Origin of the sequence: Streptomyces coffeae (assembly GCF_016741875.1) — a bacterium.
GTDB classification, from domain to species: Bacteria; Actinomycetota; Actinomycetes; order Streptomycetales; family Streptomycetaceae; genus Streptomyces; species Streptomyces coffeae.
Map to the genome: position 1 here is coordinate 282,717 of NZ_JAERRF010000006.1, position 26,383 is coordinate 309,099.

24 protein-coding genes are annotated in these 26,383 nt (G+C 71.9%); 8 read left to right on the forward strand and 16 right to left on the reverse strand.

Going from position 1 to position 26,383, the window contains the following annotated elements; all coding sequences use genetic code 11:
- Positions 1 to 90: 90 nt before the first annotated feature.
- Positions 91 to 2,892: an AAA family ATPase gene (locus JK363_RS12505; RefSeq protein ID WP_201874806.1), complete on the forward strand. Its 2,802-nt coding sequence runs from the start codon at positions 91 to 93 to the stop codon at positions 2,890 to 2,892.
- A 70-nt stretch (positions 2,893 to 2,962) separates the two neighbouring features.
- Here the strand turns inward: JK363_RS12505 and JK363_RS12510 are convergent, their stop codons facing one another.
- The 5 genes from JK363_RS12510 to JK363_RS12530 all read right to left on the reverse strand — a co-directional run bounded on the left by JK363_RS12510 (position 2,963) and on the right by JK363_RS12530 (position 6,868).
- Complete coding sequence (locus JK363_RS12510) at positions 2,963 to 4,093, reverse strand: acyl-CoA dehydrogenase family protein (protein WP_201874808.1); 1,131 nt, start codon at positions 4,091 to 4,093, stop codon at positions 2,963 to 2,965.
- Entirely contained in the window at positions 4,090 to 5,322 is a 1,233-nt protein-coding gene (locus JK363_RS12515) for an acyl-CoA dehydrogenase family protein (protein ID WP_201874810.1), read from the reverse strand. Before JK363_RS12515 ends, JK363_RS12510 begins: the two co-directional genes overlap by 4 nt.
- A gap of 268 nt (positions 5,323 to 5,590) precedes the next feature.
- The gene (locus tag JK363_RS12520; protein ID WP_201874811.1) at positions 5,591 to 6,025 is read right to left on the reverse strand and encodes an acyl-CoA thioesterase; all 435 of its coding nucleotides are present in this window, start codon (positions 6,023 to 6,025) and stop codon (positions 5,591 to 5,593) included.
- Between the two features lie 123 nt (positions 6,026 to 6,148).
- The gene (locus tag JK363_RS12525) at positions 6,149 to 6,304 is read right to left on the reverse strand and encodes a P-loop NTPase family protein (protein WP_201874813.1); all 156 of its coding nucleotides are present in this window, start codon (positions 6,302 to 6,304) and stop codon (positions 6,149 to 6,151) included.
- A gap of 9 nt (positions 6,305 to 6,313) precedes the next feature.
- Positions 6,314 to 6,868, reverse strand: a complete 555-nt coding sequence (locus JK363_RS12530) for a CGNR zinc finger domain-containing protein (RefSeq protein ID WP_201874815.1) — start codon at positions 6,866 to 6,868, stop codon at positions 6,314 to 6,316.
- A 56-nt stretch (positions 6,869 to 6,924) separates the two neighbouring features.
- Here JK363_RS12530 and JK363_RS12535 point away from each other — a divergent pair, with 56 nt between their 5' ends.
- Entirely contained in the window at positions 6,925 to 8,292 is a 1,368-nt protein-coding gene (locus JK363_RS12535) for an MFS transporter (protein ID WP_201874817.1), read from the forward strand.
- On the opposite strand, the gene JK363_RS12540 is transcribed toward JK363_RS12535, so the two are convergent.
- Positions 8,252 to 10,489 carry an ATP-binding cassette domain-containing protein gene (locus JK363_RS12540; protein WP_236075739.1) on the reverse strand — a complete coding sequence of 746 codons (2,238 nt, stop codon included), beginning with the start codon at positions 10,487 to 10,489 and terminating at the stop codon, positions 8,252 to 8,254. The two genes, JK363_RS12535 and JK363_RS12540, sit on opposite strands and share 41 nt — an antisense overlap.
- Positions 10,490 to 10,729: 240 nt before the next feature.
- On the opposite strand from JK363_RS12540, the gene JK363_RS12545 reads away from it, so the two are divergent.
- Both JK363_RS12545 and JK363_RS12550 read left to right on the forward strand, forming a co-directional pair.
- Positions 10,730 to 11,461, forward strand: a complete 732-nt coding sequence (locus tag JK363_RS12545) for a MerR family transcriptional regulator (protein WP_201874821.1) — start codon at positions 10,730 to 10,732, stop codon at positions 11,459 to 11,461.
- Between the two features lie 57 nt (positions 11,462 to 11,518).
- Complete coding sequence (locus tag JK363_RS12550; protein ID WP_201874822.1) at positions 11,519 to 12,001, forward strand: VOC family protein; 483 nt, start codon at positions 11,519 to 11,521, stop codon at positions 11,999 to 12,001.
- A 69-nt stretch (positions 12,002 to 12,070) separates the two neighbouring features.
- Here the strand turns inward: JK363_RS12550 and JK363_RS12555 are convergent, their stop codons facing one another.
- Positions 12,071 to 13,036, reverse strand: coding sequence for a serine/threonine dehydratase (locus JK363_RS12555; RefSeq protein WP_307821697.1), 966 nt, complete (start codon positions 13,034 to 13,036; stop codon positions 12,071 to 12,073).
- A 70-nt stretch (positions 13,037 to 13,106) separates the two neighbouring features.
- On the opposite strand from JK363_RS12555, the gene JK363_RS12560 reads away from it, so the two are divergent.
- Positions 13,107 to 13,760 (forward strand): TetR/AcrR family transcriptional regulator, encoded by a 654-nt coding sequence (locus JK363_RS12560; RefSeq protein ID WP_201874826.1) that lies wholly within the window; start codon positions 13,107 to 13,109, stop codon positions 13,758 to 13,760.
- A gap of 222 nt (positions 13,761 to 13,982) precedes the next feature.
- Here JK363_RS12560 and JK363_RS12565 read toward each other — a convergent pair whose 3' ends face one another.
- The 6 genes from JK363_RS12565 to JK363_RS12590 all read right to left on the reverse strand — a co-directional run bounded on the left by JK363_RS12565 (position 13,983) and on the right by JK363_RS12590 (position 20,751).
- Positions 13,983 to 15,038, reverse strand: coding sequence for an NAD(P)-dependent alcohol dehydrogenase (locus JK363_RS12565; protein WP_201874828.1), 1,056 nt, complete (start codon positions 15,036 to 15,038; stop codon positions 13,983 to 13,985).
- The gene (locus JK363_RS12570; protein ID WP_201874830.1) at positions 15,035 to 15,898 is read right to left on the reverse strand and encodes a carbohydrate ABC transporter permease; all 864 of its coding nucleotides are present in this window, start codon (positions 15,896 to 15,898) and stop codon (positions 15,035 to 15,037) included. The genes JK363_RS12565 and JK363_RS12570 overlap by 4 nt, the downstream gene beginning before the upstream one ends.
- Positions 15,895 to 16,821: a carbohydrate ABC transporter permease gene (locus tag JK363_RS12575; protein WP_201874832.1), complete on the reverse strand. Its 927-nt coding sequence runs from the start codon at positions 16,819 to 16,821 to the stop codon at positions 15,895 to 15,897. The genes JK363_RS12570 and JK363_RS12575 overlap by 4 nt, the downstream gene beginning before the upstream one ends.
- Before the next feature lie 2 nt (positions 16,822 to 16,823).
- Entirely contained in the window at positions 16,824 to 18,296 is a 1,473-nt protein-coding gene (locus JK363_RS12580; protein ID WP_201874834.1) for an extracellular solute-binding protein, read from the reverse strand.
- 203 nt (positions 18,297 to 18,499) lie between these two features.
- Positions 18,500 to 20,395: a molecular chaperone HtpG gene (gene htpG / locus JK363_RS12585; RefSeq protein WP_236075741.1), complete on the reverse strand. Its 1,896-nt coding sequence runs from the start codon at positions 20,393 to 20,395 to the stop codon at positions 18,500 to 18,502.
- Between the two features lie 200 nt (positions 20,396 to 20,595).
- The gene (locus JK363_RS12590; protein ID WP_201874847.1) at positions 20,596 to 20,751 is read right to left on the reverse strand and encodes a hypothetical protein; all 156 of its coding nucleotides are present in this window, start codon (positions 20,749 to 20,751) and stop codon (positions 20,596 to 20,598) included.
- A gap of 140 nt (positions 20,752 to 20,891) precedes the next feature.
- On the opposite strand from JK363_RS12590, the gene JK363_RS12595 reads away from it, so the two are divergent.
- A complete protein-coding gene (locus JK363_RS12595; protein ID WP_201874849.1) occupies positions 20,892 to 21,887 on the forward strand; it encodes an ornithine cyclodeaminase family protein in 996 nt (331 codons plus the stop codon).
- Between the two features lie 94 nt (positions 21,888 to 21,981).
- Here JK363_RS12595 and JK363_RS12600 read toward each other — a convergent pair whose 3' ends face one another.
- Positions 21,982 to 22,428 (reverse strand): nitroreductase family deazaflavin-dependent oxidoreductase, encoded by a 447-nt coding sequence (locus tag JK363_RS12600; protein WP_201874851.1) that lies wholly within the window; start codon positions 22,426 to 22,428, stop codon positions 21,982 to 21,984.
- Between the two features lie 143 nt (positions 22,429 to 22,571).
- Entirely contained in the window at positions 22,572 to 23,186 is a 615-nt protein-coding gene (locus JK363_RS12605; protein ID WP_201874853.1) for a TetR/AcrR family transcriptional regulator, read from the reverse strand.
- Between the two features lie 121 nt (positions 23,187 to 23,307).
- On the opposite strand from JK363_RS12605, the gene JK363_RS12610 reads away from it, so the two are divergent.
- Both JK363_RS12610 and JK363_RS12615 read left to right on the forward strand, forming a co-directional pair.
- A complete protein-coding gene (locus tag JK363_RS12610) occupies positions 23,308 to 24,777 on the forward strand; it encodes a cytochrome P450 (protein ID WP_372444744.1) in 1,470 nt (489 codons plus the stop codon).
- Positions 24,778 to 24,779: 2 nt separating this feature from the next.
- The gene (locus tag JK363_RS12615; RefSeq protein WP_201874863.1) at positions 24,780 to 26,063 is read left to right on the forward strand and encodes an APC family permease; all 1,284 of its coding nucleotides are present in this window, start codon (positions 24,780 to 24,782) and stop codon (positions 26,061 to 26,063) included.
- A 32-nt stretch (positions 26,064 to 26,095) separates the two neighbouring features.
- Here JK363_RS12615 and JK363_RS12620 read toward each other — a convergent pair whose 3' ends face one another.
- Positions 26,096 to 26,287, reverse strand: a complete 192-nt coding sequence (locus JK363_RS12620) for a hypothetical protein (protein WP_201874865.1) — start codon at positions 26,285 to 26,287, stop codon at positions 26,096 to 26,098.
- Between the last annotated feature and the right edge of the window lie 96 nt (positions 26,288 to 26,383).

Genomic DNA, 26,383 nt, shown 5'->3' on the forward strand with positions numbered 1-26,383 from the left:
GGGTGCGGTAGGGGCCAATCCGCACCCGGTCTTCTGCGCTCCCCGCGCTGACCAGCCGTTCTACGATGAGAACAGCGTGCTGACCGGAGGATGAGCATCAACCACACGCATGATGGGCTCTACGGCCGCGACACCGAGCTGGCCGTGATCGACCGTGTTCTCGACGGTGTCACGGCGGGCCGCGGTGGCCTGCTTCTGCTGCACGGCGAGCCGGGCAGCGGCAAGAGCGCCCTGCTGGAACACGCCCAACGGCGCGCCACCGGCCTCGGCACGGCCCTCCTCGAGGTGCGCGGTGCCGAGGAGGAGTCCGATTGCGCCTTCGCGGGCCTGCACCAGCTGCTGCGGCCCCTGCTGCCACGGCTGCCCGCCCCCCCGGCCGAGCAGGCCGAGGCGCTGGCGTCCGCGCTGCGGCTGACCGGCGCCCCGCCCGCCGATCCCGCACTGGTCTCGATGGCCGCCCTGTCCCTGCTCACCTCGGCCGCGGCCGAGGGCGGCGCGGTCGGACCACGCGGTCTGGTGTGCCTGCTGGACGACGTCCAGTGGGTGGACCGGCCCACCCTCCGGACCCTGCTGTTCGCCGCCCGCAGACTGCGCTCGGACGGCGTGGCGCTGCTCCTGGCCCAGCGGGACCCCGGACCCGAGACCCTCGAGGACCCCGTACTGCCCCGGCTGGCCCTGCCCGGTCTCGACGAGAACGCCGCCACCGCCCTGCTGACCGCGGTCGCGGGAGTGCGTCCGGCGGCCGCCGTCGCCCGCGAACTGACCCACCGCACCGGCGGGAACACCCTGTCCCTGACCGAGCTCGGCACACTGCTGACCGCACGTCAGATCCAGGGCGAGGAGACCCTGCCCGTGCCGTTGCCGCTCGGCCCGCGGACCCGCCGGGCCTTCCTCGGCCCCGAGCGCGCCCTGCCCGAACCGGTACGGCTGGCGCTCCTGGTGGCCGCCGCCGAGGAGAGTGGTGACCTGGCCACGGTGGCCGCGGCCCTCAGCCGCCTCGGCCTGGAACCGTCGTGCCTGGAAGCCGCCGAGGAGACCGGTCTGATCACCGTCGTCGGACGGCATATCGCCTTCGCCGGCCCCGCCCTGCGGACCGCCGTGCACAGCGGCGCGAACCTTGCCCGCCGCCGGCGCTGCCATCTCGCCCTGGCCGAGGTGGTACGCCCCCATGAGCGGGACGGCCGCTGGGCCGGGCACCGCGCCGCGGCCGCGCTCGGCCCGGACGAGGAGGTGGCCGGCGAACTGCAACGCGCCGCGGCCTACGCACGTTCCCGGGCCCAGTACGCCACCGCCGCGGATCTGCTGGACCGCGCCGCCCGGCTGACGCCCGACCCCGCCCGCCGGACCGAACGGCTGCTGGACGCCGCCCGTACCGCCTGGCAGGCGGGACAGGCGGGGCGCACCGAACACCTGGTGCGCGACGCGCTGGCCATCGCCGACCGGCCGGTGGTCATCGGTCGGCTGCTCCAGCTGCGCGGCGCCGTCCGGATGCGCGGCGGGGTGCTCACCGACGCCTACCGCGCGCTGCGCGCGGCGGCGAAGGCGCTGGCCGCCGATGTCCCCGACGAGGCCGCCCACTGTCTGATCCAGGCGGCGGAGGCCGCCTCCCACGCCGGTGACCCCGGCCGCTTCCGCGAACTGTCCGCGGCGGCCGAACGGCTGGCCGGCGGAACACCGATGACCGACGGCACCCGGCTGCTGCTCACCGGGATCGACCGGGTGGTGGCTCAGGACATCGAGCGCGGTGCCGAACTCATCACCGCGGGCGTCGACGCCGCCCAGCGGTCCGGCGATCCGCTGCTGGTGGGCTGGGCGGGCGTCGGCTCGCTCTACCTCGGCGAAGCCGCCACCGCCTTCGCCCTGTTCGGGCAGGTGGCCGAGGCGGCCCGGGCGTCGGGCCACGTGGGCGTACTGCCGAGCAACCTGGAGTTCACCGCCCAACTCGAGATGTTCAGCGGGCGGATGGCCAACGCGGAGGCTCTCACCGACGAAGGGCTGCGGCTGGCCCGTGAATCCGGTCAGGAGAACCTGGCCGCCATCCACCTGGCCCGGCGCGCCTTCATGTGCGCCCTGCGCGGCGACGAACGGCAGTGCCGCGAGGCCGCCGACGAGGCGCTGGGCACCGCACTGCGCCGTCGGATCGGCCTCGCGGTGGCCACCGCCCGCCATGCGCTGGCCTGTCTGGCGCTGATGCGCGGCGCCTATCCCGAGGCGCTGCGGCTGCTGGAACAGGTCGCGGTCGCCGAACCCGGCTCCGGCCACCCCATCATGGCGTTCTTCTCGCTACCGGACCGGATCGAGGCCGCCGTACGCTCCGGGGAGCGGCAGGCCGCCGAGGAGGCGCTGGAGTCGCTGGAGCGCTGGCAGGCCCGTTCGGCGCGCAGTGAGGCCAGGGCGCTGCTGGCGCGCTCCCGCGCACTGCTGGCCCCCGACGACACCACCGCGATCGCTCACTTCGAGGAGGCGGTGTCCCTGCACAGCGGCAGTGTGCCGATCGAGAAGGCCCGCACCGAGCTGTACTTCGGCGAAACCCTGCGCCGGGCCCGAAGACGCCGGGACGCCCGCGCCCATCTGCGCTCGGCCGCGGCCACGTTCGACCGGATCGGAGCCGCCCCCTGGGCCGAGCGCGCCCGTCAGGAACTGCGTGCCACCGGGGAGTCCGCCCGCGCGGGCGCGTCCACCCGGGGCACCGGCGAGCGGCTCACCCCGCAGGAGATCCGGATCGCCCGGCTCGCGGCGGAGGGCAGCACCAACAAGGAGATCGCCGCCCAGCTCTTTCTGAGCCCTCGGACCGTCGAGTACCACCTGTACAAGATCTTCCCCCGGCTGGGCATCACCTCCCGGACCGATCTGGCCCGGCTGTACTTCGAGGACCCGCTGCTCTTCGACTGAGAGGCGCGTCCGCGGACACGACGACGGGCCGCCGCCCCATCGGCGGCAGCCCGTCGTCGGGCGCCTCCGCTCAGGCGGCGGGCGGCAGATCCACCAGCAGCGCCAGCGCCGACCGGTGCCGGTCGGCCGTGCCCAGCGCCAGCGCGTCGCTCTTGGCCCGCTTCAGATACAGATGCACCGGGTGCTCCCAGGTGAAGCCGATCCCGCCGTGGAGTTGCAGCGCGGCCTCGGCGGTCTCCACCACCGCCTCCGAGACGAACGCCTGCGCCAGCGACGCCTTCAGCGCGACCTGGGGCGAACCGGCGTCCAGCGCGGCGACGGCGTTACGGGCGACCGCGCGCGCCTGTGAGACCAGCCCGTACAGGTCGGCCAGCCGGTGCTTCACCGCCTGGAACGAACCGACCGGCCTGCCGAATTGATGACGCTCCTTCACATACGCCACCGTGGTCGTCAGACACCACTCGGCCACTCCGAGCTGCTCGGACGCCAGCAGCGCCGCCCCGGTGGTGAGCGCCACGTCCAGCACCCGTATCGCCTCGTCCCCGAGGGCCACCGGCACGGCGGGTGCCGAGCGCAGCGTGATGTCCGCCAGCGGCCGGGTGAGGTCCAGCGAACGGCGCGGGGCGAGGGTCACGGTGTCGCCCGCCGCGGCGAGGTCCACCAGATACAGACCGGGGCCCGCCTCACCGACGGCCGGAACCAGCAGCACCCGCGCGGGAGTCGCGTCGGCGACGCTGGTGACCGTACCGCTGAGGGCGGAGCCGCTGAGCCGCACCGCGTCGGGGAAGGGCAGCCCGGGGCCCGTGGAGAACGGCACGGCCAGTGCCGCGGCCCGCCGGCCCGCGGCCACCTCGGGCAGCACCCGGGTCTCGTCCGCCGCCATCAGCGCGGCCGTCGCGAGCACACTGCTGCCCAGATACGGCACCGGCGCCACGGCCCGGCCCAGCTCCTCCAGGACCACGGCCGTCTCCCGCCAGCCCGCGCCCGCGCCGCCGTACTCCTCGGGCACGCTCAGACCCGTCACCCCCAGCTCGGCGCCGAGCGCGCGCCACAGCTCGGTGTCGTACGGCTCGTCACTCTCGATCCGGGTGAGCAGCGCACCGGTCGGGCAGCGGTCGGCCAGCAGGGCGCGCCGCAGCGGAAGCCGCAGCTCGTCCTCGACCTCGTTGTACAGCAGATCGGCTGCGGGTTCGGTGCTCACCTGGGGAGGTCCTTCCACGGGATGGTCTTGTCGGTCCGGGGCTCCGGCGGCAGTCCGAGCACCCGCTCGGCGATCACATTGCGCAGGATCTCCGTGGTGCCGCCCTCGATCGAATTGCCCTTCGTCCGCAGGTAGAAGAAGCCGAACGAACGGGTGGAGAAGTCGTCGTCGGGCTCCGGCCGCCGGAACGTCCAGTCGTCGTAGCCGAGCCCCTCCTCGCCGAGGATGTCCAGGGCCAGCCCGGACATCCGCTGGTTGAGACCGGCGAACGCGATCTTTGCGGCGGAGCCCTCCGGGCCCGGCTGCCCGGCGGCCAGCTGCTGGCGCAGCCGTTCCGCGGTCAGCCGCAGCGCCTCGGCGTCCACCCAGGCACGCACCACCGGCGAGTGCAGCCCGGCGGTGCGCAGTTCGGGCCGCTCCCGCCAGAGCCGGGCAAGACCGCCGATCAGACCGCCCTCGCGCGGCATTGCTCCGGCGCCGATGGCGACCCGCTCGTTCATCAGCGTGCCGGACGCCACCTTCCAGCCGTCGCCGACCGCGCCCACCCGGTGGGTGTCCGGGATCCGCACATCGGTCAGGAACACCTCGTTGAACTCGGCCTCACCGGTGGCCTGGCGCAGCGGCCGCACCTCGACGCCCGGGGCCCGCATGTCGACCAGGAAGTAGCTCAGCCCCTGGTGCTTGGGCAGTTCGGGAGCGGTCCGGGCGACCAGCAGCCCCCAGTGCGCCTCGTGCGCCACCGAGGTCCACACCTTCTGGCCGCTCACCACCCAGTCGCCGGTGGTCTCGTCCTGCTCGGCCCGGGTGGCCAGCGCCGCCAGATCGGAACCGGCGCCCGGTTCGCTGAAGAGCTGGCACCACACCTCCTGACGGGTGAACAGCGGTCGCAGGAACCGCTTCTTCTGCGCCTCGTCGCCGAAGGCGAGCAGCACCGGGGCGGCCATACCCAGCCCGATGGTGTGCAGGCCCGGGGCGCGTGGCGGCGCTCCGGCCGCTGTGAGTTCGTCGTCCACCACGGACTGGAGGGCGCGTGGCGCGTTCAGCCCGCCGTGTCCGGGCGGGAAGTGCACCCAGGCGAGCCCGGCGTCGAACAGCGCGCCCAGGAACTCCACCGGGTCGGTTGTGGCCGGGTCATGGGCGGAGACGACGGTGTGGACGGCCGACCTGAGCCGGTCGGCCGTCCACACCTGGTCCGTCCGCGCGCTGTGCGCCGGTTGTGCTGATGCCATGCGGATTGCCTTTCGGGGAGGGAGCGGGCGCCGGGCTCGACGGCCCGGCGCACTGATCCGGCGTGGACCCGCGTCCGCCCCCGGGAGCCGCCGCTTCGGCCCCGCTCGGGGGCGGAGCGGGATAACCCCTGGCCGGTCTGACACCGCCGGGGCTCGCGGCCCGGGTTCCGTCCCCACGGCCCGGCCGCCACGTCCAGTGGACCACCGTCCCCGGCCACGACGATGAGTGATCGCTACTCCATCGTGGCCATCCGCCGGGAGGTGTATGTCACTCCCAGGGGTCCAGGTCGACGACCGCCTTACGGGCCGCCTCCAGCAAGTGATCCGGCATCGGGACCGCCTTGCGGGCCACGGTGTCCATATGGACCCCGGTCAGCACGGTCACCGCGCAGAGCTCACCGGTGACCGCATGTTCCATGCGGTGGCAGAAGCGCACCACCTTCGCTCTGGCCTCCAGGAACGCCGAGCGGATCACCACGGTGTCCCCGGCGTGCAGCTCCCGCCGGTAGGAGATCCGCTGGTCCACCGCGGCGGTGCCACGGCCCTCGGAGCGCAGATAGTCCGGAGTGAGACCGACGGAAGCCATCAACTGCCAGGTGGCCTCGTCGAATTTGCCCACGTACCACATGACGTTCATATGTCCCATGTGGTCGCAGTGCCAGGGGTACACCGTGCCCCGGTAGGTGACCGCCAACTCCGTCATACGCGCTTGTCTCCCTGCTCCGCCGTGCTGATCAACTCACGCTACGGGGTGCGCGGCGCGCGGGGGTGAGCAAGGGCTACTCCATCGCGTACGCGCGGAAACCACGGGGAGGGCACAGCGGGTTCAGGCGGGCAGCAGGGCGCTCGCGGCCGGGCGCAGCAGCCGTGGGACCTCGGCCGGTATCTCGGCGGGTGTGATCCACTCGACCTTCGGCACCATCGTGGTGATCTCCTGTGCCAGCCGGGTCTTCCCCACCCCCGGACCGCCGGTGATCCACACACCGCCCCGTCAGGCGCGGGCCCGCCGGTGGGCCGCGACCCGCTCGCGGGTGGCGCACCGCCGGGAGCAGTAGCGGCGCTCGGAGCCACTGCCCAGCGTGAGGAAGACAGCGCGGCAGCTCGGCGAGGCGCACACGCCGCCGGGCGGGCGCTGACGGTCCCAGATCAGCACGGTCAGCGCCATACAGGACGAGGCGAGGAACCACTCGCCCCACGGGGCGTCGTCGTCGCTGTCGAGATGCGGATGCCAGGGGGAGGTGCCGTCGTGCGAGCTGAGCCGGATCCGGCCGGTGCCCTCCCGCAGCAGGGAGTCGAGCACCGACGCGGCGCGGTCGGTGTCCGCCGCGGCGAAGACCTCGCGCAGCCGTACGGCGGCGGCCCGCATCGCGGCCACGTCCTCGGCGGAGAGTTCGAGGGGGGCCGGTTCGCCGTGGGCGAGCAGCACCTCGGCGATGGCGGCGGGCTCGGGGCGCTCCTCGGCCAGGGAGTTGACCAAGGCGGCGGTACGGCGCGCGGTGGCCTGCACCGAATGCCGGGTTGACCAGTCGTCGTGCGAGGGCGGCATGGTCTCAATGTAACGCACCTGGTGGAGTTCTGCGTTACCGCCGTAACGTGCTGCGCATGAAAACGCGTTACCCGCTCGGGAGGTATCTGTTCGGGGCGGCCGCCGCCCGCACCGGGGACGAGACGGCGGGGCCCGCGCTGCTGCTGGCCGGACTCACCCTCACCGGCTCGGCGTCCTCGGCGTCGTCCCTGCTGGCGGGCTTCACCGTCGCGGCGGCGGCCGGCGGACCCGTGGCCGGGGCACTGCTCGACCGGTCCGCCCGGCCGGGCCGGGTGCTCGCCGCGGCCCTCGGCCTGCACGCCCTCGCGCTCGCCGCGCTTCTGCTGAGCCTTGGGCGGGCGCCGTTCACCGGCACCCTCACCATCGCGCTGGGCGCGGGGCTCGTGAGCCCGGTGCTGTCGGGCGGCTGGACCTCCCAACTGCCCCGGCTGATACCGCCGGAGGCCGTACCGCGGGCCAACGCGCTGGACGCCATGACCTTCAGCCTGGGAGCCCTGGTGGGCCCCGCCCTCGCCGGAACGGTCGCGGCCCTGGCCGGGGCACCGGCCGCGCTGACGGTGGCCGTGGGACTGCTCTGCCTGGCGCTGCCCGCGGCCTGGACGCTGCCCGGCGTCCGGCGCCCGGAAGGCCGGGCTTCGTCGCCCGGCTGCCACGCTCCGCCCCCGGACTGCCCGGCCGCGCCGCCCTCACCTCCCGAGCGCTCGGTCCCCGCCGAACTCACCGCCGGGGTACGGACCATCCTGCGGAACCGGGCGCTGGCCCGTGCCACCGCCACATCTGTGATCACCTGCGCGGGCGAGGGCGCGTTCCTCACCTGCTGTCCGCTGCTCGGCGCCGAAGTCCTCGGCGGGGCGGATCGCGGAACGCTGCTGCTGTCCGCCTCCGCCTCCGCCGCCGCCTCGCTCGCCGCGGGCGCGCTGCTCTCCCGCCGCCCCGGGTGCTTGCGTCCCGACGCCGTCATCGGGGGCAGCGCCCTGGTCCTGGCGATGGCGTCGCTGCTGGCGGCCACCGGTCGGCCCGCCGCGGTCATCGCCGCCGCACTCCTCGCCGGGACCGCCGAAGGGCCTGGCCTCACCGCCCTGTTCGCGGTGCGCCACCGGGAGTCGCCGGAGGGGCTGCGCGGCCAGATCGTCACCACCGGCGCCAGCCTGAAGATCACTGGCTTCGCTCTCGGGGCGGGCCTGGCCGGGCCGATCGCCGCCCGGTCCCTCCCCGGGGCGCTGCTGAGCGCCGCCGGATTCGGAGCGCTCGCGGCCCTCGTCCACACACTGATGTCCCGCGGATCCCGCCGCCGTGGCGCACGGGATGCGCGGACACCCTGCGTTGCGGAAGAGCGCCGCGATGCGTCCGGTGGTCCCGGGGACACCCCGGGACCACCGGGGGCTATCCGCGCCCGGTGTACGCCCGCAGATGGCGGGCGGTGAGCGTGGTGCCGGTGTCGACCAGGTCGGCCGGGGTGCCGGTGAACACCACCTGGCCGCCGTCGTGTCCGGCCCCCGGGCCGAGGTCCACGATCCAGTCGGCGTGGGCCATCACGGCCTGGTGGTGCTCGATCACGATCACCGTGTTGCCGTCGTCCACCAGCCGGTCCATCAACTCCAGCAACTGGTCCACATCGGCCAGATGGAGTCCGGTGGTCGGCTCGTCCAGGATGTAGGTCGTTCCGTTCCTCGCCATGTGGATGGCCAACTTGAGCCGCTGGCGTTCCCCGCCGGACAGGGTGGACAGCGGCTGGCCGAGCCCGAGATAGCCCAGCCCCACCGCGAGCAGCCGGTCCAGGATCACCCGGGCATGGCCGGTGGTGAAGAAGTCACGGGCTTCGGTCACCGGCATGGCCAGGACCTCGCTGATGTTCTTGCCGCGCAGCCGGTACGCCAGCACCTCCGGCCGGAACCGCTTGCCCCCGCACTCCTCGCACACCGATGCCACCTCGGCCATCATGCCGAGATCGGTGTAGATCAGGCCGATGCCCTTGCAAGCGGGGCACGCGCCCTCGGAGTTGGCACTGAACAGGCCCGGCCGTACCCGGTTGGCCTTGGCGAACGCCGCCCGGACCGGGTCCAGCAGCCCGGTGTAGGTGGCGGGGTTGCTGCGGCGGGAGCCGCGGATCGCCGACTGGTCCGCCACGACCACGCCCTCCCGCCCCGTGAGCGAGCCGTGGATGAGCGAACTCTTGCCGGATCCGGCGACACCGGTGACCACGGTGAGCACCCCCAGCGGGATGTCCACGCTCACATCGCGCAGATTGTGCGTCCGCGCGCCCCGGATCGGGAGGTGCCCGGCCGGCTGCCGCGCCTTCTCCCGCAAGGGGACCCGGCGGTCCAGACAGCGTCCGGTGAGGGTGCCCGAGGCGCGCAGCCCGGCCAGGTCGCCCGCGTAGGTGATATGTCCTCCGGCCGCGCCCGCCCCGGGACCGAGATCGACCACATGGTCGGCGATCCGGATGGTCTCCAGTTTGTGCTCCACCACGAGCACCGTGTTGCTCTTGTCGCGCAGCCGCAGCAGCAGCTCGTTCATCCGCTCGATGTCATGCGGATGCAGACCCACCGTGGGCTCGTCGAACACATAGGTGACATCGGTGAGTGCCGAACCGAGGTGGCGGACCATCCGCACCCGCTGGGCCTCACCGCCGGAGAGCGTTCCCGACTCCCGGTCCAGGCTCAGATAGCCCAGGCCGATCTCCACCAGGGAGTCCAGCGTCTCCCGCAGTGTCTCCAGGACCGGTCCGACGGAGGTGTCCTCGATGGACCGGACGAACGCGGCCAGATCGCTGATCTGGAGTGCCGAGCAGTCCGCGATCGAGCGGCCGTCGATCAGACAGGACCGGGCCGCCTCGTTCAGCCGGGTGCCGTGGCAGTCCGGGCAGCCGGTGAGCGCGACCGCCCGGTCGGCGAACGCCCGTGCCTGGGGCTGCATCGACTCCCGGTCCTTGGTCAGATAGAGCCTGCGCACCTTGGTGACCAGGCCCTCGTAGGTGAGCTGCTGGGAACCGGTCTTGATCTTGGTGGCGGGCTTATGGAGGAAGTCCCGCCACTCCTCGGGGGTGTAGTCCTTGAGCTTGCGGTCGGGGTCGAAGAGGCCGGACTGCGCCATCACCTGCCAGTGCCAGCTGTCCACCGCGAACCCGGGGACGGTGATCGCCCCCTCCTTCAACGACAGTTGCCGGTCCACCAGTTGATCGACGTCGATCTCGGACACCCGGCCCAGACCCTCGCACGAGGGACACATGCCCTCGACCATGTTGAAACTGAAGGCCATCGGCCGGCCGACCGCGGGGGAGCCGATCCGGCTGAACAGGATCCGCAGCAGGGTGTGGGCATCGGTGGCGGTGCCCACGGTGGAACGGGAGTTGGCGCCCATCCGCTCCTGGTCCACGATGATCGCGGCGCTCAGATTGCGCAGTCCGTCCACATCGGGACGGGACTGGGACGGCATGAAGTTCTGGACGAACGCCGTATAGGTCTCATTGATCAGCCGCCGCGACTCCGCGGCGATGGTGTCGAACACCAGCGAGGACTTACCGGAACCGGAGACCCCGGTGAACACGGTGAGCCGCCGCTTGGGGATGTCGAGGGAGACACCGGTGAGGTTGTTCTCCCGGGCGCCACGCACCTGGATCAGGTCATGGCTGTCGGCGGCCGCGGTGCGGGCCGGGGCAGGGGGCGCCGGGTCCGTTATCGGCTGAGAGCAGGGGGAAAGAACGGAGTTGCTGTGGCTGAGCTCCATGGCTTCAAGTGTTTCATTGAACCGCCCGTAGACAGTTGGGCCGCGATCCACCGTGATCCAGCGGGAGAGCAGGGGCGATAACCTTCAACTCCCCGGGAACCCTGACAGACAAGCCCCGCCGGGAGGGACGTGGCCATGAGCGCCCCGCACACCACACTGCGCCCGATCGATCTGGCGCGCCTGGTGGGTGTCTCCACCCAGCAGATACGCAACTACGTCGACGCGGGGATCCTGCCCCCGGCCGAGCGCACCGACTCCGGATACCGCAGGCTCGACACCCGGCACCGCCGGGCGCTGCTCGCCCACCGGGCGCTGCTGAAGGGGTACGGGCCGGACACCGCCCGCGCGGTGATGTGCGCCGTCCACGACGACGACCTGCCAGGCGCCCTCACCCTCGTCGATGCCGCCCACGCCGCCCTGCACGAACAGCGGCTGTCCCTCCGGGCCGCGGGCGAGGCGCTGGAGACGATCGCCGGGCAGTCGCCGGAGTCCACCTCGGTGCCCCGCTCGGGTCTGCGCATCGGGGAGGTTGCCGCCCGGCTCGGTGTCCGCACCTCCGCCCTGCGGGTGTGGGAGGACTTCGGACTGATCGCCCCGCAGCGCGAGCCGATGACCCACTACCGTCGCTACACCCCCGCCGACGTACGGGACGCGCGCATGGTCAGCCTGCTCCGGCAGGGCCGCTACCCCCTGCCCCAGATCCGGTCCGTCCTCGACGGACTGCGCCGGACGGGCAGCAGCGAGGCGCTGCGCGCCGCCATCGTCCGGCGCCACGAGGAGCTGACCCGGCGCGCCACCGACATGCTCGAGGGCTCCGGACGGCTGCACGACTACATCACGGGACATCAGGTGTCCGAGGACCGATGAGTTTGCCCGGTGGCGGCAGTCGGTACAGGTAAACACTCCCACGAGCAGGAGGCACCGATGGCCACTGACGGATTCACCACATGCCTGTGGTTCGACGGCCAGGCCGAGGAGGCGGCCCAGTTCTACATCTCGGTCTTCAAGAATTCCCGCATCGGCCGTGTGAGCCGCTACACCGAGGCCGGGCCCGGCCCCGCCGGTTCGGTGCTGACCGTCGACTTCGAGGCCAACGGCCAGAAGTTCGTCGCCCTCAACGGCGGCCCCGAGTTCACCTTCAACGAGGCCATCTCGTTCCAGATCCACTGCGCCGACCAGGACGAGGTGGACTACTACTGGAACAAGCTCACCGAGGGTGGTGGCCAGGAGGTCGCCTGCGGCTGGGTCAGGGACAAGTTCGGGGTGTCCTGGCAGGTCGTGCCGTCCGTCCTCTTGGACCTGGTCACCGATGAGGATCCGCAGAAGGCCAAGCGCGCCACCGAGGCCATGCTCTCGATGAAGAAGCTCGACATCGCCGCCCTGAAGAAGGCGCACGCGGGCGAGTGACCGGACGTGCCACCCGTTCGGCTCCGCGCCGGTCCGTCAACCACCCGGACCGCCGCGGAGCCGCCGCCGTCAGCGGGTGGCGCCGCGCGCCAGATCGCCCGGGTCGGTGTTGGCGCCGCACAGCACCACGGCGATCCGCTCCCCGGCGCGGGGGGTGTACGCACCGGAGGTGATGGCCGCGAGCGCGGTGGCCGCGGCGTGCTCCACCGCGAGCCCGCGGTCGTCCCACAGCGCCTGCCGCGCCGAGACGATCGCCTCATCGGGCACCAGCACGGACCGCACCCCGTCCTTGCGGGCCCAGTCCAGAGCCATCGCCGACGCTTGTCGCGCGCCGAGGGAGTCCGCCGCGACCGAGTCGACCGGGACGTCGACCACCTCTCCGGCCGCCAGCGCCGCGTTGAGGGCCCGGCAGCGCTCCGGCTCCACCGCGACCACCCCCACCCCGTGCTCCAGCGCGGACACCGCGACCCCGGTGAACAGACCGCCGCCGCCGACCGACACCACCACGGTGTCCAGCTCCGGCAGCCGCTGGTGGATCTCCTCCATGAGGGTGCCCGCTCCGGCGGCGATCAGCGGATGGTCATAGGCATGCGACCGGAGCGCCCCGGTCTCGGCGGCGTACTTCCGCGAGGCGTCCAGCGCGTCCGCGTACTCGGTGCCCACCTGATGGACCTCCGCGCCGAGCCCGCGCAGCTTCGCCACCTTCACGGCGGGCGCGGTCTCGGGCACGAACACCGCGGCGGGCACGGAGTGGCGCGCGGCCGCCCACGCGCACGCCAGACCGGCGTTCCCGCCCGAGGCGATCACCACACCCGCCTCCGGCAGGCTGCCCGCCTCGGCATGGCCGCGGAGGAAAGTGAACGCGCCACGGGCCTTGAAGGAGCCGGTGTGCTGGAGGAACTCCAGCGCCAGCCAGCCCCGGGCCGCGCCGAGAGCGCCCTCCTCCAGCGGGGCGAGGGCGACGGGCCGGACCTGCCCGGCCACCCGTCGCCCCGCCGCCCGTATGTCCTGATAGCTCACGGTCAACCGGGACACCTCCTGACTGAAACACTGTTTCAACCAGTGTATCTTCCGCTGTTCCGGACCTTCGCTACGCTTGTCCCCCGTGAGGAGCGCGCGCAGCAGACCCCCGGCGGCCGACCGGCCGACGCTGGACGAGATCACGGACACCGCCCTGGCGGTCATCGACGAGGACGGGCCCGAGGCCCTGAGCTTCCGCGCCGTGGCCCAGCGGCTCGGCGTCTCCCACGCCACCGTCTTCCGGCGCTGCGGCGATCTGGACGGACTGCTGGCCGCCTGTGCGGACCGCCTCGCCACCGAGCTGCCCGAGGTGGCCACGGACACCGACTGGGCCACCGCCACCGAGACCCGGTTCCACGGGCTCTACGAGGTGCTCACCGCGCATCCGGGGCTGGCGGCGCTGCGCGCGGGCCATGCCTGGTTCGGACCGCGGATGCTCGGCAGGCTCGTCGAACCGCAGCTCGCCCACAGCCTCGCCGCCGGGATGACACCGCGGGCCGCGATCGAGACCTATCGGCGGATGTATCTGTTCACCCTCGGCGCCGTCGCCTTCGTGGACCACCGCGACACCAAGCGGGCGACGGCCACCGCCCGCACCGCGCTCGCCGCGCTGGACCCCGAGGACTTCCCCGTGCTGACCGGCCATCTGGACGTGGTCCTCCCGGCGCTGACCGACCACCGGATCTACACGGACGGCTTGCGCCGGCTGATCGACGCCGCGGTGGCCGAACACCTGTGACGGCGGACGGCCCCGCGGCGGCGTGCCGGTGAGTGGCCCCGCTCACGTCCGGTGCGGTGTGGTTGCGCCCCGCAGAGGCGCGGGGCTGTGTCGATGTGCGGCTCCGCCGCGTGGGCGCGACCAGCTACGACGCGGCCGCAGTCGCAAGACGGCACGCGGCGCGTCTCGCGGAGCGCTCCGCGCACCCGGACATGGCGCCCGGACAGCGGGGTGATGGTGTGTTCAGCCGGTTCGCGGACGCACCACCGCCTTGAGCGCCGTCGGGTCCTGGGCGCCCACGGTCAGCGCCCGCTCCGCCTCCGCCAGGTCGTAGTGATGGGTGGCCAGCGGATCGAGCCGCACCTCACCGGAGGCCGCCAGCGCGATCGCGGTCGGCCAGGTGTTGGCGTACCGGAAGGTGCCGGTGACCTCGATCTCGAAGTTCTGCACATGCGCGAGCGGCAGTGGGACCGAGTCCCCGCCCATACCGACCAGCACCGCACGCCCGGCCCGCCCGACGGTGCGGATGGCCTCGTCGGCCACCGCCGGTACCCCGGAGCACTCCACCAGCACATCGGGGGTGAAACCGGTGTCGGTGAGCGGGGTGGCGCGCACATCAACGGTGGCGGTGGCGCCCAACTCCCGGGCCGCGGTGAGCCGATGGGGCTCGACATCGGTGACCACGACCTCGGCGGCGCCGAACGCCCGCGCCGTCTGGGCGGCGATCAGACCGATCGGCCCGGCGCCGGTGACCAGCACCCGGGAACCGGCGGTGACACGGCCCTTGCGGCATGCCCACACCCCGACCGACAGCGGCTCCAGCAGGGCGGCCGCCTCGGCGCTGAGAGAGTCCGGCACCGGATGGGCGAAGTCCTCGTCGACGGCCACGTATTCGCACAGGGCGCCGTCCACCGGCGGCGTGGCGTAGAAGGACACCTCGGGGCAGAGGTTGTAGCGGCCATGGCGGCACTGGGCGCACCGCCCGCACGGTACGCCCGGTTCCAGGGACACCAGTTGTCCCGGTGTGTGGCGCCTCGCCCCGGGGCCGAGGGCGACCACGGTGCCGCTGGGCTCATGGCCCAGCACCATGGGGGCACGGACGACGAAGTCGCCGATCCTGCCGTGTTCGTAGTAGTGCACATCCGAACCGCAGATGCCGACCGCTTCGATGCGGACCAGGATCTGGCCGGGGCCGGGGCGGGGCACCGGGCGCCGCTGGATCTCCAGTTGCTTGGGAGCGTGGAGCACCGCGGCGCGCATGGTGTCGGGGATGTCGGAGGGCAGGGCGTCGGCGCTCATTCTCCGGTCACGGCTCCCATGGTCAGGCCGGTGACCAGCCACCGGCGTACGGCAAGGCCGACGAGCATCATCGGGACCACCACGACGGTGCCGATGGCGGTCAGCTGGCCCCAGTCGATACCGGTCTGGGTGACCAGCTGACTCGCGGCGATGGGCAGGGTCTGGGTGCGCGGTCCGCTGAGGACCAGGGCGAAGGCGTAGTCGTTCCAGGAGAAGACCAGGCACAGCACAAAGGTGGTGACCAGACCCGGGCGGGTCAGCGGCAGGACCACATGGCGGAACGCCTGCCACGGGGTGCACCCGGCCACCTGGGCCGACTCCTCCAGCGACGGGGGGAGTTGGGCGAAGAAGGCGTTCAGCAGCCAGATCGCGAACGGCAGATTGAAGCTGAGGTAGGCCAACACCAGACCTGGCAGGGTGTCGATCAGCCCCAGCACCCGGAAGATCAGGAAGATCGGCAGCACTACGGCGGCGATCGGCGCCATCCGGGTGGAGATGATCCAGAACGACAGATGGTGCTTGCCCCGCGCCGTGGTACGGGCCAGACCGTATCCGGCCAGCGCGCCGAGCGCGGTGGCCAGCAGGGCGGAACAGCCCGCGGCGATCAGGCTGTTGCGCAGATACGGCCACAGGTTGTTGCCGCCGCTGAACAGGTTCCGGTAGTTGTCCAGGGTGGGGCCGAACCACACATCGGGGGTGGCCGCGGTGACCTCGGCGGTGGGCTTGAGGGACGACAGCAGCATCCAGCCCAGCGGGATCAGCGTCCATATCAGCGCGATGGCGACAAGAACACGGACCAGGACGCGTGAGCCACGGCTGCCGCGCTCCAGCGGCCCGGCTCCGGTGGTGGAGGCGGTCATCGGGCCAGCCCCTTCCGGTCGAGGAGACGGACGAAGTAGCGGGCGACGACGGTGGTGACGGCCAGCATCAGCAGTCCGGTCACCGCGGCGTAGCCGAAGTCGAAGAAGCGGAAGGCGGTTTCATAGAGCTTGATGGACGCCGTCTTGGTGGCGTCCGCGGGCCCGCCGCCCGTGGTGTTCCAGATGATGTCGAAGTAGCGCAGCGCGTCCATCGACCGGATCAGCAGCGCCACCAGCAGCACCGGGGCGATGGCGGGCAGCACGATATGGCGCAGTGTCCGCAGCATTCCGGCGCCGTCGAGGGACGCCGCCTCCAGCACGCTGGAGGGCACCGAGGTCAGCCCGGCCAGTGCGATCAGAGTGACCAGCGGTGTCCACTCCCAGACGTCCATCAGGGTCACCGAGACAAACGCGGTCGTCTTGTCGCCCATCAGATCGCCGTGGTAGCCGACCTGGCCCAGCATCCACGAGTAGAGCCCGAAGGTGGAGTCGGTGAGGAAGCGGCCCAGCAGTCCGACGATCACGGGCGCCACGAACATCGGGAGCAGCAGCAGGCTGAGCGCGGCGTTGCGCCCGTGCCGCAGCCGCCACAGACAGATCGCCAGTACGGTGCCGAGCACCATCTCGCCGCCCACCGTGAGCACGAAGTACCCGGCGGTTCTGACCCAGGCCCACGCCATGTCGGGGTCGGTGAACAGCCGGGTCCAGTTGTCCGCTCCGGCACCCTCCAGCCGCAGCCCGCCGAGCAGATGCACCCGCGAGAAGCTCATGACCACCACGGCCACGAACGGCAGCAGGGAGACACCGGCGAGCACCAGCAGTCCGGGGGCCATCATGCGTCCGGGGAAGCCGGGGAGGGACAGCCGGATACGGCGGCCGGAGGAGCGCTCGGCCCGGTGGAGGCCGGTCGTCAGGGAACCCATGGTCAGTTCACCCACCCTCGGGCGACGATACGGTCGATACGGCTGCTGGCGGCCCGCATGGCCGATTCCGGCGAGGCGTCGCCCGCGAGCATGCCGGACAGCTGGGTGTAGACGGCGGTGTCGCACTCCGCCCACATGGGGATCTTCGGCCGCAGGCCGATGGTGTCGGACCGCCAGGTCTTCTTGACCGCGGTCGCGGAGAGCATGTTGGCCATCTTCGAGGGCCGGTGCTGGGCCGCGGTGACCCGTGGCATCTCGTAGACGGAGGTACGGGTGGGGGTGCCACCGCCGACTTTGCTGGCCAGGTTGGCCACTTGGGTTTTCGGCGCGGTGGCCCAGTTGACGAAGAGCCAGGCCGCCTGGCGGCGCCGCTCGGGGATCACATCGGACACGGCGATGCCGGTGCCGCCGTACATTCCGGCCGAGCGGGCCGGGCCCTTGGGCAGCCGGGCGTAGCTGACCTTGCCGGGCATGGCGGCTTCGTTGGACGCCGCGTACTCGTGCCAGTTGGGGCACATGGCGATGCGTCCGGCGCGGAAGGCGGCGCCGAGTCCATCCCAGTCCCAGGTGCGGGAGCCGGGGTCGGCGATCTTCAGCAGCCGCTGGTAGAACTCGGCGCCCGCGATCGCGGCGTCCGAGTCCAGCCGGCACGGTCCGGGGTCGAGGGTGCCGATGCGGCCGACCCGGGTCCCGCCGTCGAAGTAGTCACCGCCGTAGGACCAGAGCAGATTGGAGAAGTCGCACATCAGCGCGTCATGCTGCTTGGCCTGGTGGCCGGTGCCGTAGCGCACCGCGTCGGTCTTGTCGTTGAACCATGTGGCGATGGCGTAGTACTGCTCCCACGTTGTGTCGTCGGAGGGCATCGGATCGAACCCGAGGTCGTCCGCCATCCGGTCGCGGTACCGCTTGAAGAGATCGGCGCGGTACTGCCAGACCATCGTCGGGCAGTCGTAGGGCAGCGCGAGGATCTTGCCGTCGCCGCCGAAGCGGCCCGCCGCGTCCAGGTGGGTGGGGATGAAGTCGTCGAAGCCGCCGGGCAGCCGGGGCAGCCCGGGGTCCTCCGCGAACTCCCTGAGGTCGGCGAAGGCCGGTGCGTAGGGGGCCAGCACCTGGTACGGGTCCGCGTACACCACGTCGTACTCACCGTTGCCCGAGGCGAGGTCGAGAGCGACCTTCTGCGCGAGCGCGGACAGCTCGAGCGTGACGATGTTGACGCGGATGCCGGTGAGCTCGGTGAAGGGCTTCAGATCGGCGGCGATCGCGGCGGTGGGGGCGGTGTTCTCGGAGATGAAGTTCACCGTGGTCCCGGCGTACCGGCGCCAGGGTCCGGCGTCGGCGTGGAAAGCGGCGTCGGACCGGCCGCCGCAGGCGGCCAGCAGCCCCATGGCCCCTGCCCCGGCGGCGCCGCGCAGCACGGAGCGGCGGCTGGGCGGTGGGGAGGGCCGCGGTGCGGAGGAGGGTGGGGGAGAACCCATGTCGTACGTCCCTTGGAGTGGGCAGACCCGGGAAGAGGGCCGGCGCGAACTCTGACGGACGACATTGTTAGCAGAAGATCGAGCAAGAGTTAACACATTGTGCGAGATATTTTCTCGCACCCTCTCCGGGGTCTGGACGCCACCAGGGGCGGGCCATCGCGGCCCGCCCCTGGTGATATGCCCGGAATGTTTGCTTTCGGGTGTTACAGCGTCTTCTCCAGCCGTCCGGCCACCAGCTTGATGAAGCGCGCGGGGTCGGTCAGCTCCCCGCCCTCGGCCAGCAGGGCCATTCCGTGGAGCAGCTCCGCGGTCTCGGCCAGCCCGGCGTCGTCCTCGCGCTCGCCGTGGGCCGTGCGCAACCCGATCACCAGCGGATGCGTGGGGTTCAGCTCCAGGATCCGCTTGACCTCGGGCAGCTCCTGCCCCATCGCCTTGTAGATGTTCTGGAGCTGCGGGGAGGCGTCATGGGTGTCGCCCACGATGCACGCCGGGGAGGTGGTGAGCCGCGAGGAGAGCCGCACCTCCTTGACGCTGTCGCTCAGCGTCGTGGTCATCCAGGAGAGCAGATCGGCGTAGTCCTGCTTCTGCCGCTCCCGCTCGGCCTCCGTCTCCTCGTCCTTCTCGCCATCGGTGTCCAGGTCGACCTGGCCCTTGGCGATGGACCGCAGCGGCTTGCCGTCGAACTCCGGGACCGCGTCCACCCACAGCTCGTCGATGGGGTCGGTGAGGACCAGGACCTCGAACCCCTTCTCCCGGAACGCTTCCATATGGGGCGAACTCTCCACCATCGAGCGCGACTCGCCCGTCATGAAGTAGAGGTGCTCCTGCCCCTCCTTCATCCGCTCCACGTACTGGCGCAGGGTGGTCGGCTCCTCCGCGTCCCGGGTGGTGGCGAACGAACAGAGGTCGAGGATCGCCTCGCGGTTCTCGAAGTCGCCGAGCAGACCCTCCTTGAGGACGGGACCGAATTCCTTCCAGAAGGTGGTGTAGCGCTCCGGGGCGCCGGACATCGTGTCCTTCACCGTCGACAGCACCTTCTTGACCAGACGCCGGCGCATCAGCTGAATCTGGCGGTCCTGCTGAAGGGCCTCACGCGACACGTTCAGCGACAGGTCCGCCGCGTCGACCACACCCTTGACGAAGCGCAGATACTCCGGCATGAGCGCTTCGCAGTCGTCCATGATGAAGACGCGCTTCACATAGAGCTGAACGCCGCGCTTGTGGTCCCGCATATACAGGTCCTGCGGTGCGCGGGACGGGATGAACAGCAGCGACTGGTATTCGAATGTGCCCTCCGCCTGCATGCGGATGGTCTCGAGCGGGTTGCTCCAGTCGTGGCTGATGTGCTTGTAGAACTCGTGGTACTCGTCGTCGGTCACCTCGTCCTTCGAGCGCGCCCACAGCGCCTTCATCGAGTTGACCGTCTCGACCTCCGGGGCGGCCGCCTCCTCGGCGCTGTCGTCACCGGCCTCCTCGCTGTCCGCCGCGGGCTTCGCCGGTGCCTCGGCCGCCATCCGGATGGGCCAGGTGATGAAGTCCGAGTACCGCTTGACGATTTCCCGGACCTTCCGGGGAGAGGCGTAGTCGTAGAGCGCGTCCTCGGTGTCCTCCGGCTTCAGCCGCAGGGTGACCGCGGTGCCCTGCGGGGCGTCGTCGGCCGGTGCGATGCTGTAGGTGCCCTCGCCGCTGGACTCCCAGCGGGTGCCCTGGCTCTCCCCGGCGCGCCTGGTCAGCAAGGTGACCTCGTCGGCCACCATGAAGCTGGAGTAGAAGCCGACACCGAACTGGCCGATGAGGTCCTGCGAGGCCGCCGCGTCCTTCGATTCCTTCAATTCCTGGAGGAATTTCGCGGTACCGGAGTTGGCGATGGTGCCGATCAGCTGCACCACCTCGTCGTGCGACATGCCGATGCCGTTGTCGCGCACGGTCAGGGTGCGCTGCTCCTTGTCGACCTCGATGGCGATGTGGAGATCAGAGGTGTCCGCTTCCAGGTTTCCGTCGCGGAGCGATTCCAGTCGCAGCTTGTCGAGCGCGTCGGAGGCGTTGGAGACGAGCTCACGGAGAAAGACGTCCTTGTTCGAGTAAATCGAATGGATCATCAACTGGAGCAGCTGGCGCGCCTCGACCTGAAACTCGAAGGTTTCGATCCCTGTAGTCACTGATTCCCCTCGTGAAATAAGCGTCGACGACATCAAGTGCGGTGCGTCATCACGATCTTATCCAAGGAAGGGGTGGGGAAATGCTGGGATCGAGTGGGGGCGGCGGTACCGCCGCCCCGCACCCGGGAGGGGCCTTGGCGTCAGTCGCCGGGGCGGAACCGGTTCCAGTCCAGGACTTCCGCGACCTCCCGCTGGATCTCCTCCGCGGCCTCGCGGGTCTGGGTGGGCACATCCCCGTGCTCGGCCACCATGCTGTCGTAAATGGGCACGAGGCCGGATGTGTTCGCGGTTGTCATGGTTGGTATGTCTTTCTTGATCAGGATCTGACTCTGCTCGGCTTCCGCTACCCGGCCCGCGCCCACGCATGCGTAGTGATCGCTGTGGCGGGCCTCACGGTGTGCATCGCCACCGCGCGGGCGTCGTTTACGCTGCCCCCATGCTGATCCTCGGCCAAGATGACGTCGCCGCCCTGCTGGACACCGATGCGCTGATCGACGCGCTCGCCGCGGCCATGGCCGACCTCAGCGCCGGGCGCGCCGTCGTCCCCGCCCGCACCGGGGCGGCACTCCCCGAAGACCCGACGACGATGCTGGTGGACATGCCCGCCTATGTGCCCTCGACCCGGGCGCTGATCAGCAAGTCGGTGTCGGTGTTTCCCGGCAACGCGGGCGGCCCGGTCCCGGTGCGGCAGGGCGTGATGCTGGTGTTCGACCCCGACACCGGAGCTCCCGCGGCGCTGATGGACGCCACCTGGATCACGGCGGCCCGCACCGGAGCCTGCTCCGCGCTCTCCGCTCGGCTGCTGGCCCGTGAGGACGCCTCCGTGCTGGCCGTCCTGGGCACCGGGCCGCAGGCGCGGGCCCATGCGCTCGCCGCCGTCCGGGTGCGGCCGATCCGTGAGATACGCGTCGCGGGCCGGGACCGCACCAGGACGGCGGCGTTCGCGCAGGAGATCGCACAGGAGGCGGCGGTGAGCGGGGCGGCGGTGCGTGCCGCGGCGTCATACCAGGAGGCACTGGACGGTGCCGATGTCGTCTGCGCGGCCACCTACGCCGATGAACCGGTCGTCCGCCGCTCCTGGATCGCACCGGGCACGCACATCACCTCGGTCGGCTACAACCCGCGGGGGCGGGAGATCGACGACGCCACCGTCGCCGACGCGCTGCTGTTCGTGGAGTCCCGCGCGGCGGCGCTGTCCGCCGTTCCCCCCAACCGCGATCTCGCCGACCCGATCGACAGCGGTCTGATCACCCCCGGCCATGTCCGGGCCGAGTTGGGGGAACTGGTGGCGGGAACGGCCGTCGGCCGTACGGAGGACACCCAGATCACCCTCTACAAGTCGGTGGGCGTGGCCGTGCAGGACGCTGCCGCGGCCGCACTGGTGCTGGCCGCCGCGCGGGAGCGCGGAGTGGGGCGGAAGGTCTCGCTCTGACGCCGGACCTCAGGGGGAGGACAGGAACAGTCAACCGCCGATGCCCCTGCGGACACCGGCGGTCGGATCGTGCGTGTGTCTGCGGGGGCGTGTCTCAGTGCGGCGTGGCCGCGGGTTCGAGTACGAAGACGGGGATCTGCCGCTCCGTCTTCCGCTGGTAGTCGGCGTAGTCGGGGTACGCCTGGACCGCGCGCTCCCACCACAGCGCCTTCTCGTCGCCTGTGACCTCGCGTGCCGTCATGTCCTGGCGCACCGGGCCGTCCCGCAGCTCCACGCGGGGATCGGCCACCACGTTGTGGTACCAGACCGGGTGCTTGGGGGCGCCGCCCAGGGAGGCGACGATGGCGTAGCGGCCGTTGTGCTCCACCCGCATCAGCGGTGTCTTGCGGATCTTGCCGCTTTTCGCGCCCCGCGTCGTCAGCAGCACGACGGGCAGGCCCCTGATCGTCGTGCCCTTGGTGCCCCCGGAGCTCTCGATCAACTCGACCTGGTCACGCACCCACTTCTCCGGGCTCGGCCGGTATTCGCCCTCCAGCGGCATGGTCCGCCTCCTCGTCGGTCGGTCGCCGGTCGCCCGGCAACATGGGTCCGGTGCGCCGCACCGGCGGTGACACTCCCGTAACACCGACCGCCCGCCCGGTCATTCCGGAGCGCCTCGACCGCCCGCGCACCCACCCGGGCGGCTCACGGGGCGGGTGCGAGCGCCCCCATCAGCGCCCGTGCGCACAGCTCGCGCACCTGCTCCCGGGACGGGCCGGGCTCGTCCAGCCACTCCAGACAGACGGCGACCATGAAGGCCAGCCAGCCGCGTACCGCGAGACGCAGCGCGCGCGGGTCCCGGGGCGGGTCCACCGCCGAGGGGTCCACCGCGAGGGCTTCGAGGATCTGCTCCTCCACCCCCGCCAGGTACTCCTTGTGCACCGCGCGCACCGTCGGATCGCCCGCCGCCTCCGCGCGGTGGAAGGTGCGGAAACCCGAGGCGTGCTGCTCGACATGGGTGAGGAAGGCGTCCAGACCGGTGTTGATCTGCTCCTGGAACGACAGTCCGGGCACCGCCTCCGTGAGCGTCAGCATCCGCTCGCTCTCCCGGCGGACCACCGCCGCGAAGAACTCCCGCTTGGTCGGGAAGTAGTGATAGAGCAGCCCCCGGGAGACTCCCGCGATCTCGGCCACCCGCTCGACCCACACATCGTCGTAGGGGTGCTGGGCGAACAGCCGCGCCCCCACCGACAGCAACTGCTCCTTGCGCTCCTCGGTGCTCATCCGGCGACGGGTGCGCCCACAGGGGTTGGCGGCCATGGCAGCACCCTACTTGACGCCGGTTCAACACCAGGATCAGACTGAGCGCGCTATTGAATCCACGTATAACAAGCGGCGGGAGCCTCCCCATGGGCCGCCGCGCACGAGGGAGATGGCACACATGGCGCAGATGACGGGGGCGGCGGACGGCGCCACGGTGCCCAGCGGATTCCGCGGCGCGGAGCTGGGCTGGCCCGAGCTCCACCGCATCCCGCGTCCGCCGCGCCGGCTGCCACTGCTCGGCGATGTGCTCGGGGCCAACCCGCGCACTCCGGTCCAGGACTCGATGCGGCTGGCGCGCCGTCTCGGCCCGGTGTTCCGGCGGAAGGCGTTCGGCCGGGAGATCGTCTTCGTCTGGGGCGCGGAGCCGGCCGCGGACCTGGCCGACGAGTCCCGGTTCGCCAAACACGTCGGCCTCGGGGTCGCCAATCTCCGCCCGGTGGTGGGCGACGGGCTGTTCACCGCCTACAACCACGAGCCCAACTGGCAGCTGGCACACGACATCCTGGCGCCCGGGTTCAGCCGCACCGCCATGGAGGGCTACCACCGGGCGATGCTGGACGTCGCCGCCCGGCTGACGGACACCTGGGACGGCCGGGAGAAGGCGGGCGTCGCGGTGGACGTGCCCGGCGACATGACGAAGCTGACGCTCGAGACCATCGCCAGAACCGGGTTCGGCCACGACTTCGGCTCCTTCGAACGCGACCGGCCGCACCCCTTCGTCTCCGCGATGGTCGGCACGCTCTCCCACGCCCAGCGCCGCAATGTCCTCCCGCCCGGAGCGGCCCCCCTGATGCGGCGCGCCGAGCGGCGCAACGCGGCCGACATGGCGTACCTCAACCGCACCGTCGACACCATCGTCGCCGCCCGCCGCGCCGACGGGGCCCTGCGCGGACACGCCGACCTGCTGGACCGGATGCTGGAGGTGGCTCATCCGGAGACGGGTGAGCGGCTGTCCGCGGAGAACATCCGCCGCCAGGTCATCACCTTCCTGGTCGCGGGCCATGAGACCACCTCCGGCGCGCTGTCCTTCGCCCTGCACTACCTCGCGAGCCACCCCGATGTCCTGGCGCGTGCCCAGCGCGAGGTGGACCAGGTGTGGGGCGACACCGGCGAGCCCGGGTACGAGCAGGTGGCCAAGGTCCGCTATCTGCGCCGGGTCCTGGACGAATCGCTCCGGCTGTGGCCCACCGCTCCCGCGTTCGCCCGCGAGGCGCTCCACGACACCCTGCTCTGCGGGATCCACCCCATGCGGCGCGGCGCCTGGGCACTGGTACTGACCGCGATGCTGCACCGCGACCCCGCGGTGTGGGGGCCGGACCCCGAGGCGTTCGACCCGGACCGCTTCGCGCCGAAGGCGGTACGCGCCCGGCCCGCCCAGGTGTTCAAGCCGTTCGGCACCGGGGCGCGCGCCTGTATCGGCCGCCAGTTCGCCCTCCACGAGGCCACCTTGGTGCTGGGGCTGCTGGTGCGCCGCTACGATCTGCACCCCGACCCCGGCTACCGGCTCCGGGTCACCGAGCGACTCACGCTGCTGCCGCAGGGCCTTACGCTGCGACTCAGCCGCAGGAGCCGCGCCGCCCGGGAGTAGCCATGAGCCAGCCGCCGACCGAGTCCGAGGTGCCCGGCTCCGCCGGTCCACCGTCGGAGCTGGGACGCCGGCTCGGTGTGTTCGACGCGGTGGTGGTGGGCCTCGGCGCGATGCTCGGCGCCGGGATCTTCGCCGCCCTCGCCCCCGCGGCACACGCCGCGGGATCCGGGCTGCTGATCGGCCTGGCGGTGGCGGCGGTGGTGGCGTACTGCAACGCCACCTCCTCCGCGCGGCTGGCCGCCCGCTACCCCGCGTCGGGCGGCACCTATGTGTACGGCCGTGAGCGGCTGGGGGAGTTCTGGGGCCACCTGGCCGGATGGGCGTTCGTGGTCGGCAAGACCGCGTCCTGCGCGGCGATGGCGCTGACCGTCGGGGCGTACGTCTGGGAGGACCACGCGCGGGTCGTGGCGGTGGCGGCCGTGGTGGCGCTGACCGCGGTCGACTACCTCGGTGTTCGCAAGGCCGCCTGGCTGACCAGGGTCATCGTGGCCGTTGTGCTGGCGGTACTGGCCGCCGTGGTGGTCGGCGCGCTCACCTCCGGCGCGGCCGACGCTTCCCGGCTCGACCCGGGCGGCGACACCACCCCCGGCGGGGTGCTGCGCGCCGCGGGGCTGCTGTTCTTCGCCTTCGCCGGGTACGCCCGGATCGCCACCCTCGGTGAGGAGGTGCGCGATCCGGCACGCACCATCCCGCGCGCCGTACCGCTGGCGCTGGGCATCACCCTGGCCGTCTACGCGGCGGTCGCGATCGCGGTGTTGAGCGTGCTGGGCGCCGACGGGCTGGCCGGGGCCTCGGCCCCGCTGGCCGACGCCGTCCGCGCCGCCGGGCTGCCGGGTCTGGCGCCGGTGGTGCGCGTGGGCGCCGCGGTGGGCGCGCTGGGCTCGCTGCTGGCGCTGATCCTGGGAGTCTCCCGGACCACCCTGGCCATGGCACGCGACCGGCGGCTGCCGTCACCGCTGGCCGCGGTCCATCCGCGGTTCGCGGTGCCGCACCGCGCGGTGGTGGCCGTCGGGGCTGTGGTGGCGGTCCTGGCGGCCACGGTGGATCTGCGCGGGGCGATCGGATTCTCGTCGTTCGGCGTGCTGGTCTACTACGCCATCGCCAACGCCGCGGCCTGGACCCTCGCCCCGGCCGAGGGGCGTCCGGTACGCGCGGTGCCGGCGCTGGGGCTGGCCGGGTGTGCGGCCCTGGCCTGCGCCCTCCCACTGACCTCGGTGCTCTCGGGGGCCGCGGTACTGGTCCTCGGGGCCTGTCTGTACGGGTTGCGGAGGGCGCCGGCGTCGTGAGTGTGCTGAGGTCGGATGGAAGTCGGTGGGGGCTATGCCGCGAGGGGATGTCCGGCGGTGTGACCAGGGGTGGGGGAGGGGATGCTGGACTCCTTGTCGCCGTCCCGCTCCACCGCGGCCGTCGCACCGTCCGCCCGGCTTCCCCGGGCGGGGAACGTCAGGTCCGGTACCTCGACCAGAGGCGGCAGATCGGGGGTGAGCAGGGGCTGCTCATTTCTGTCCATGAGCGACGGGTACCCACGCGCGCCGGGCTCATCCTGCGATACCGGTCACACTCGGACATCACGGTCAGTTCATGGCCGGGGACACCGGGGAAGCGG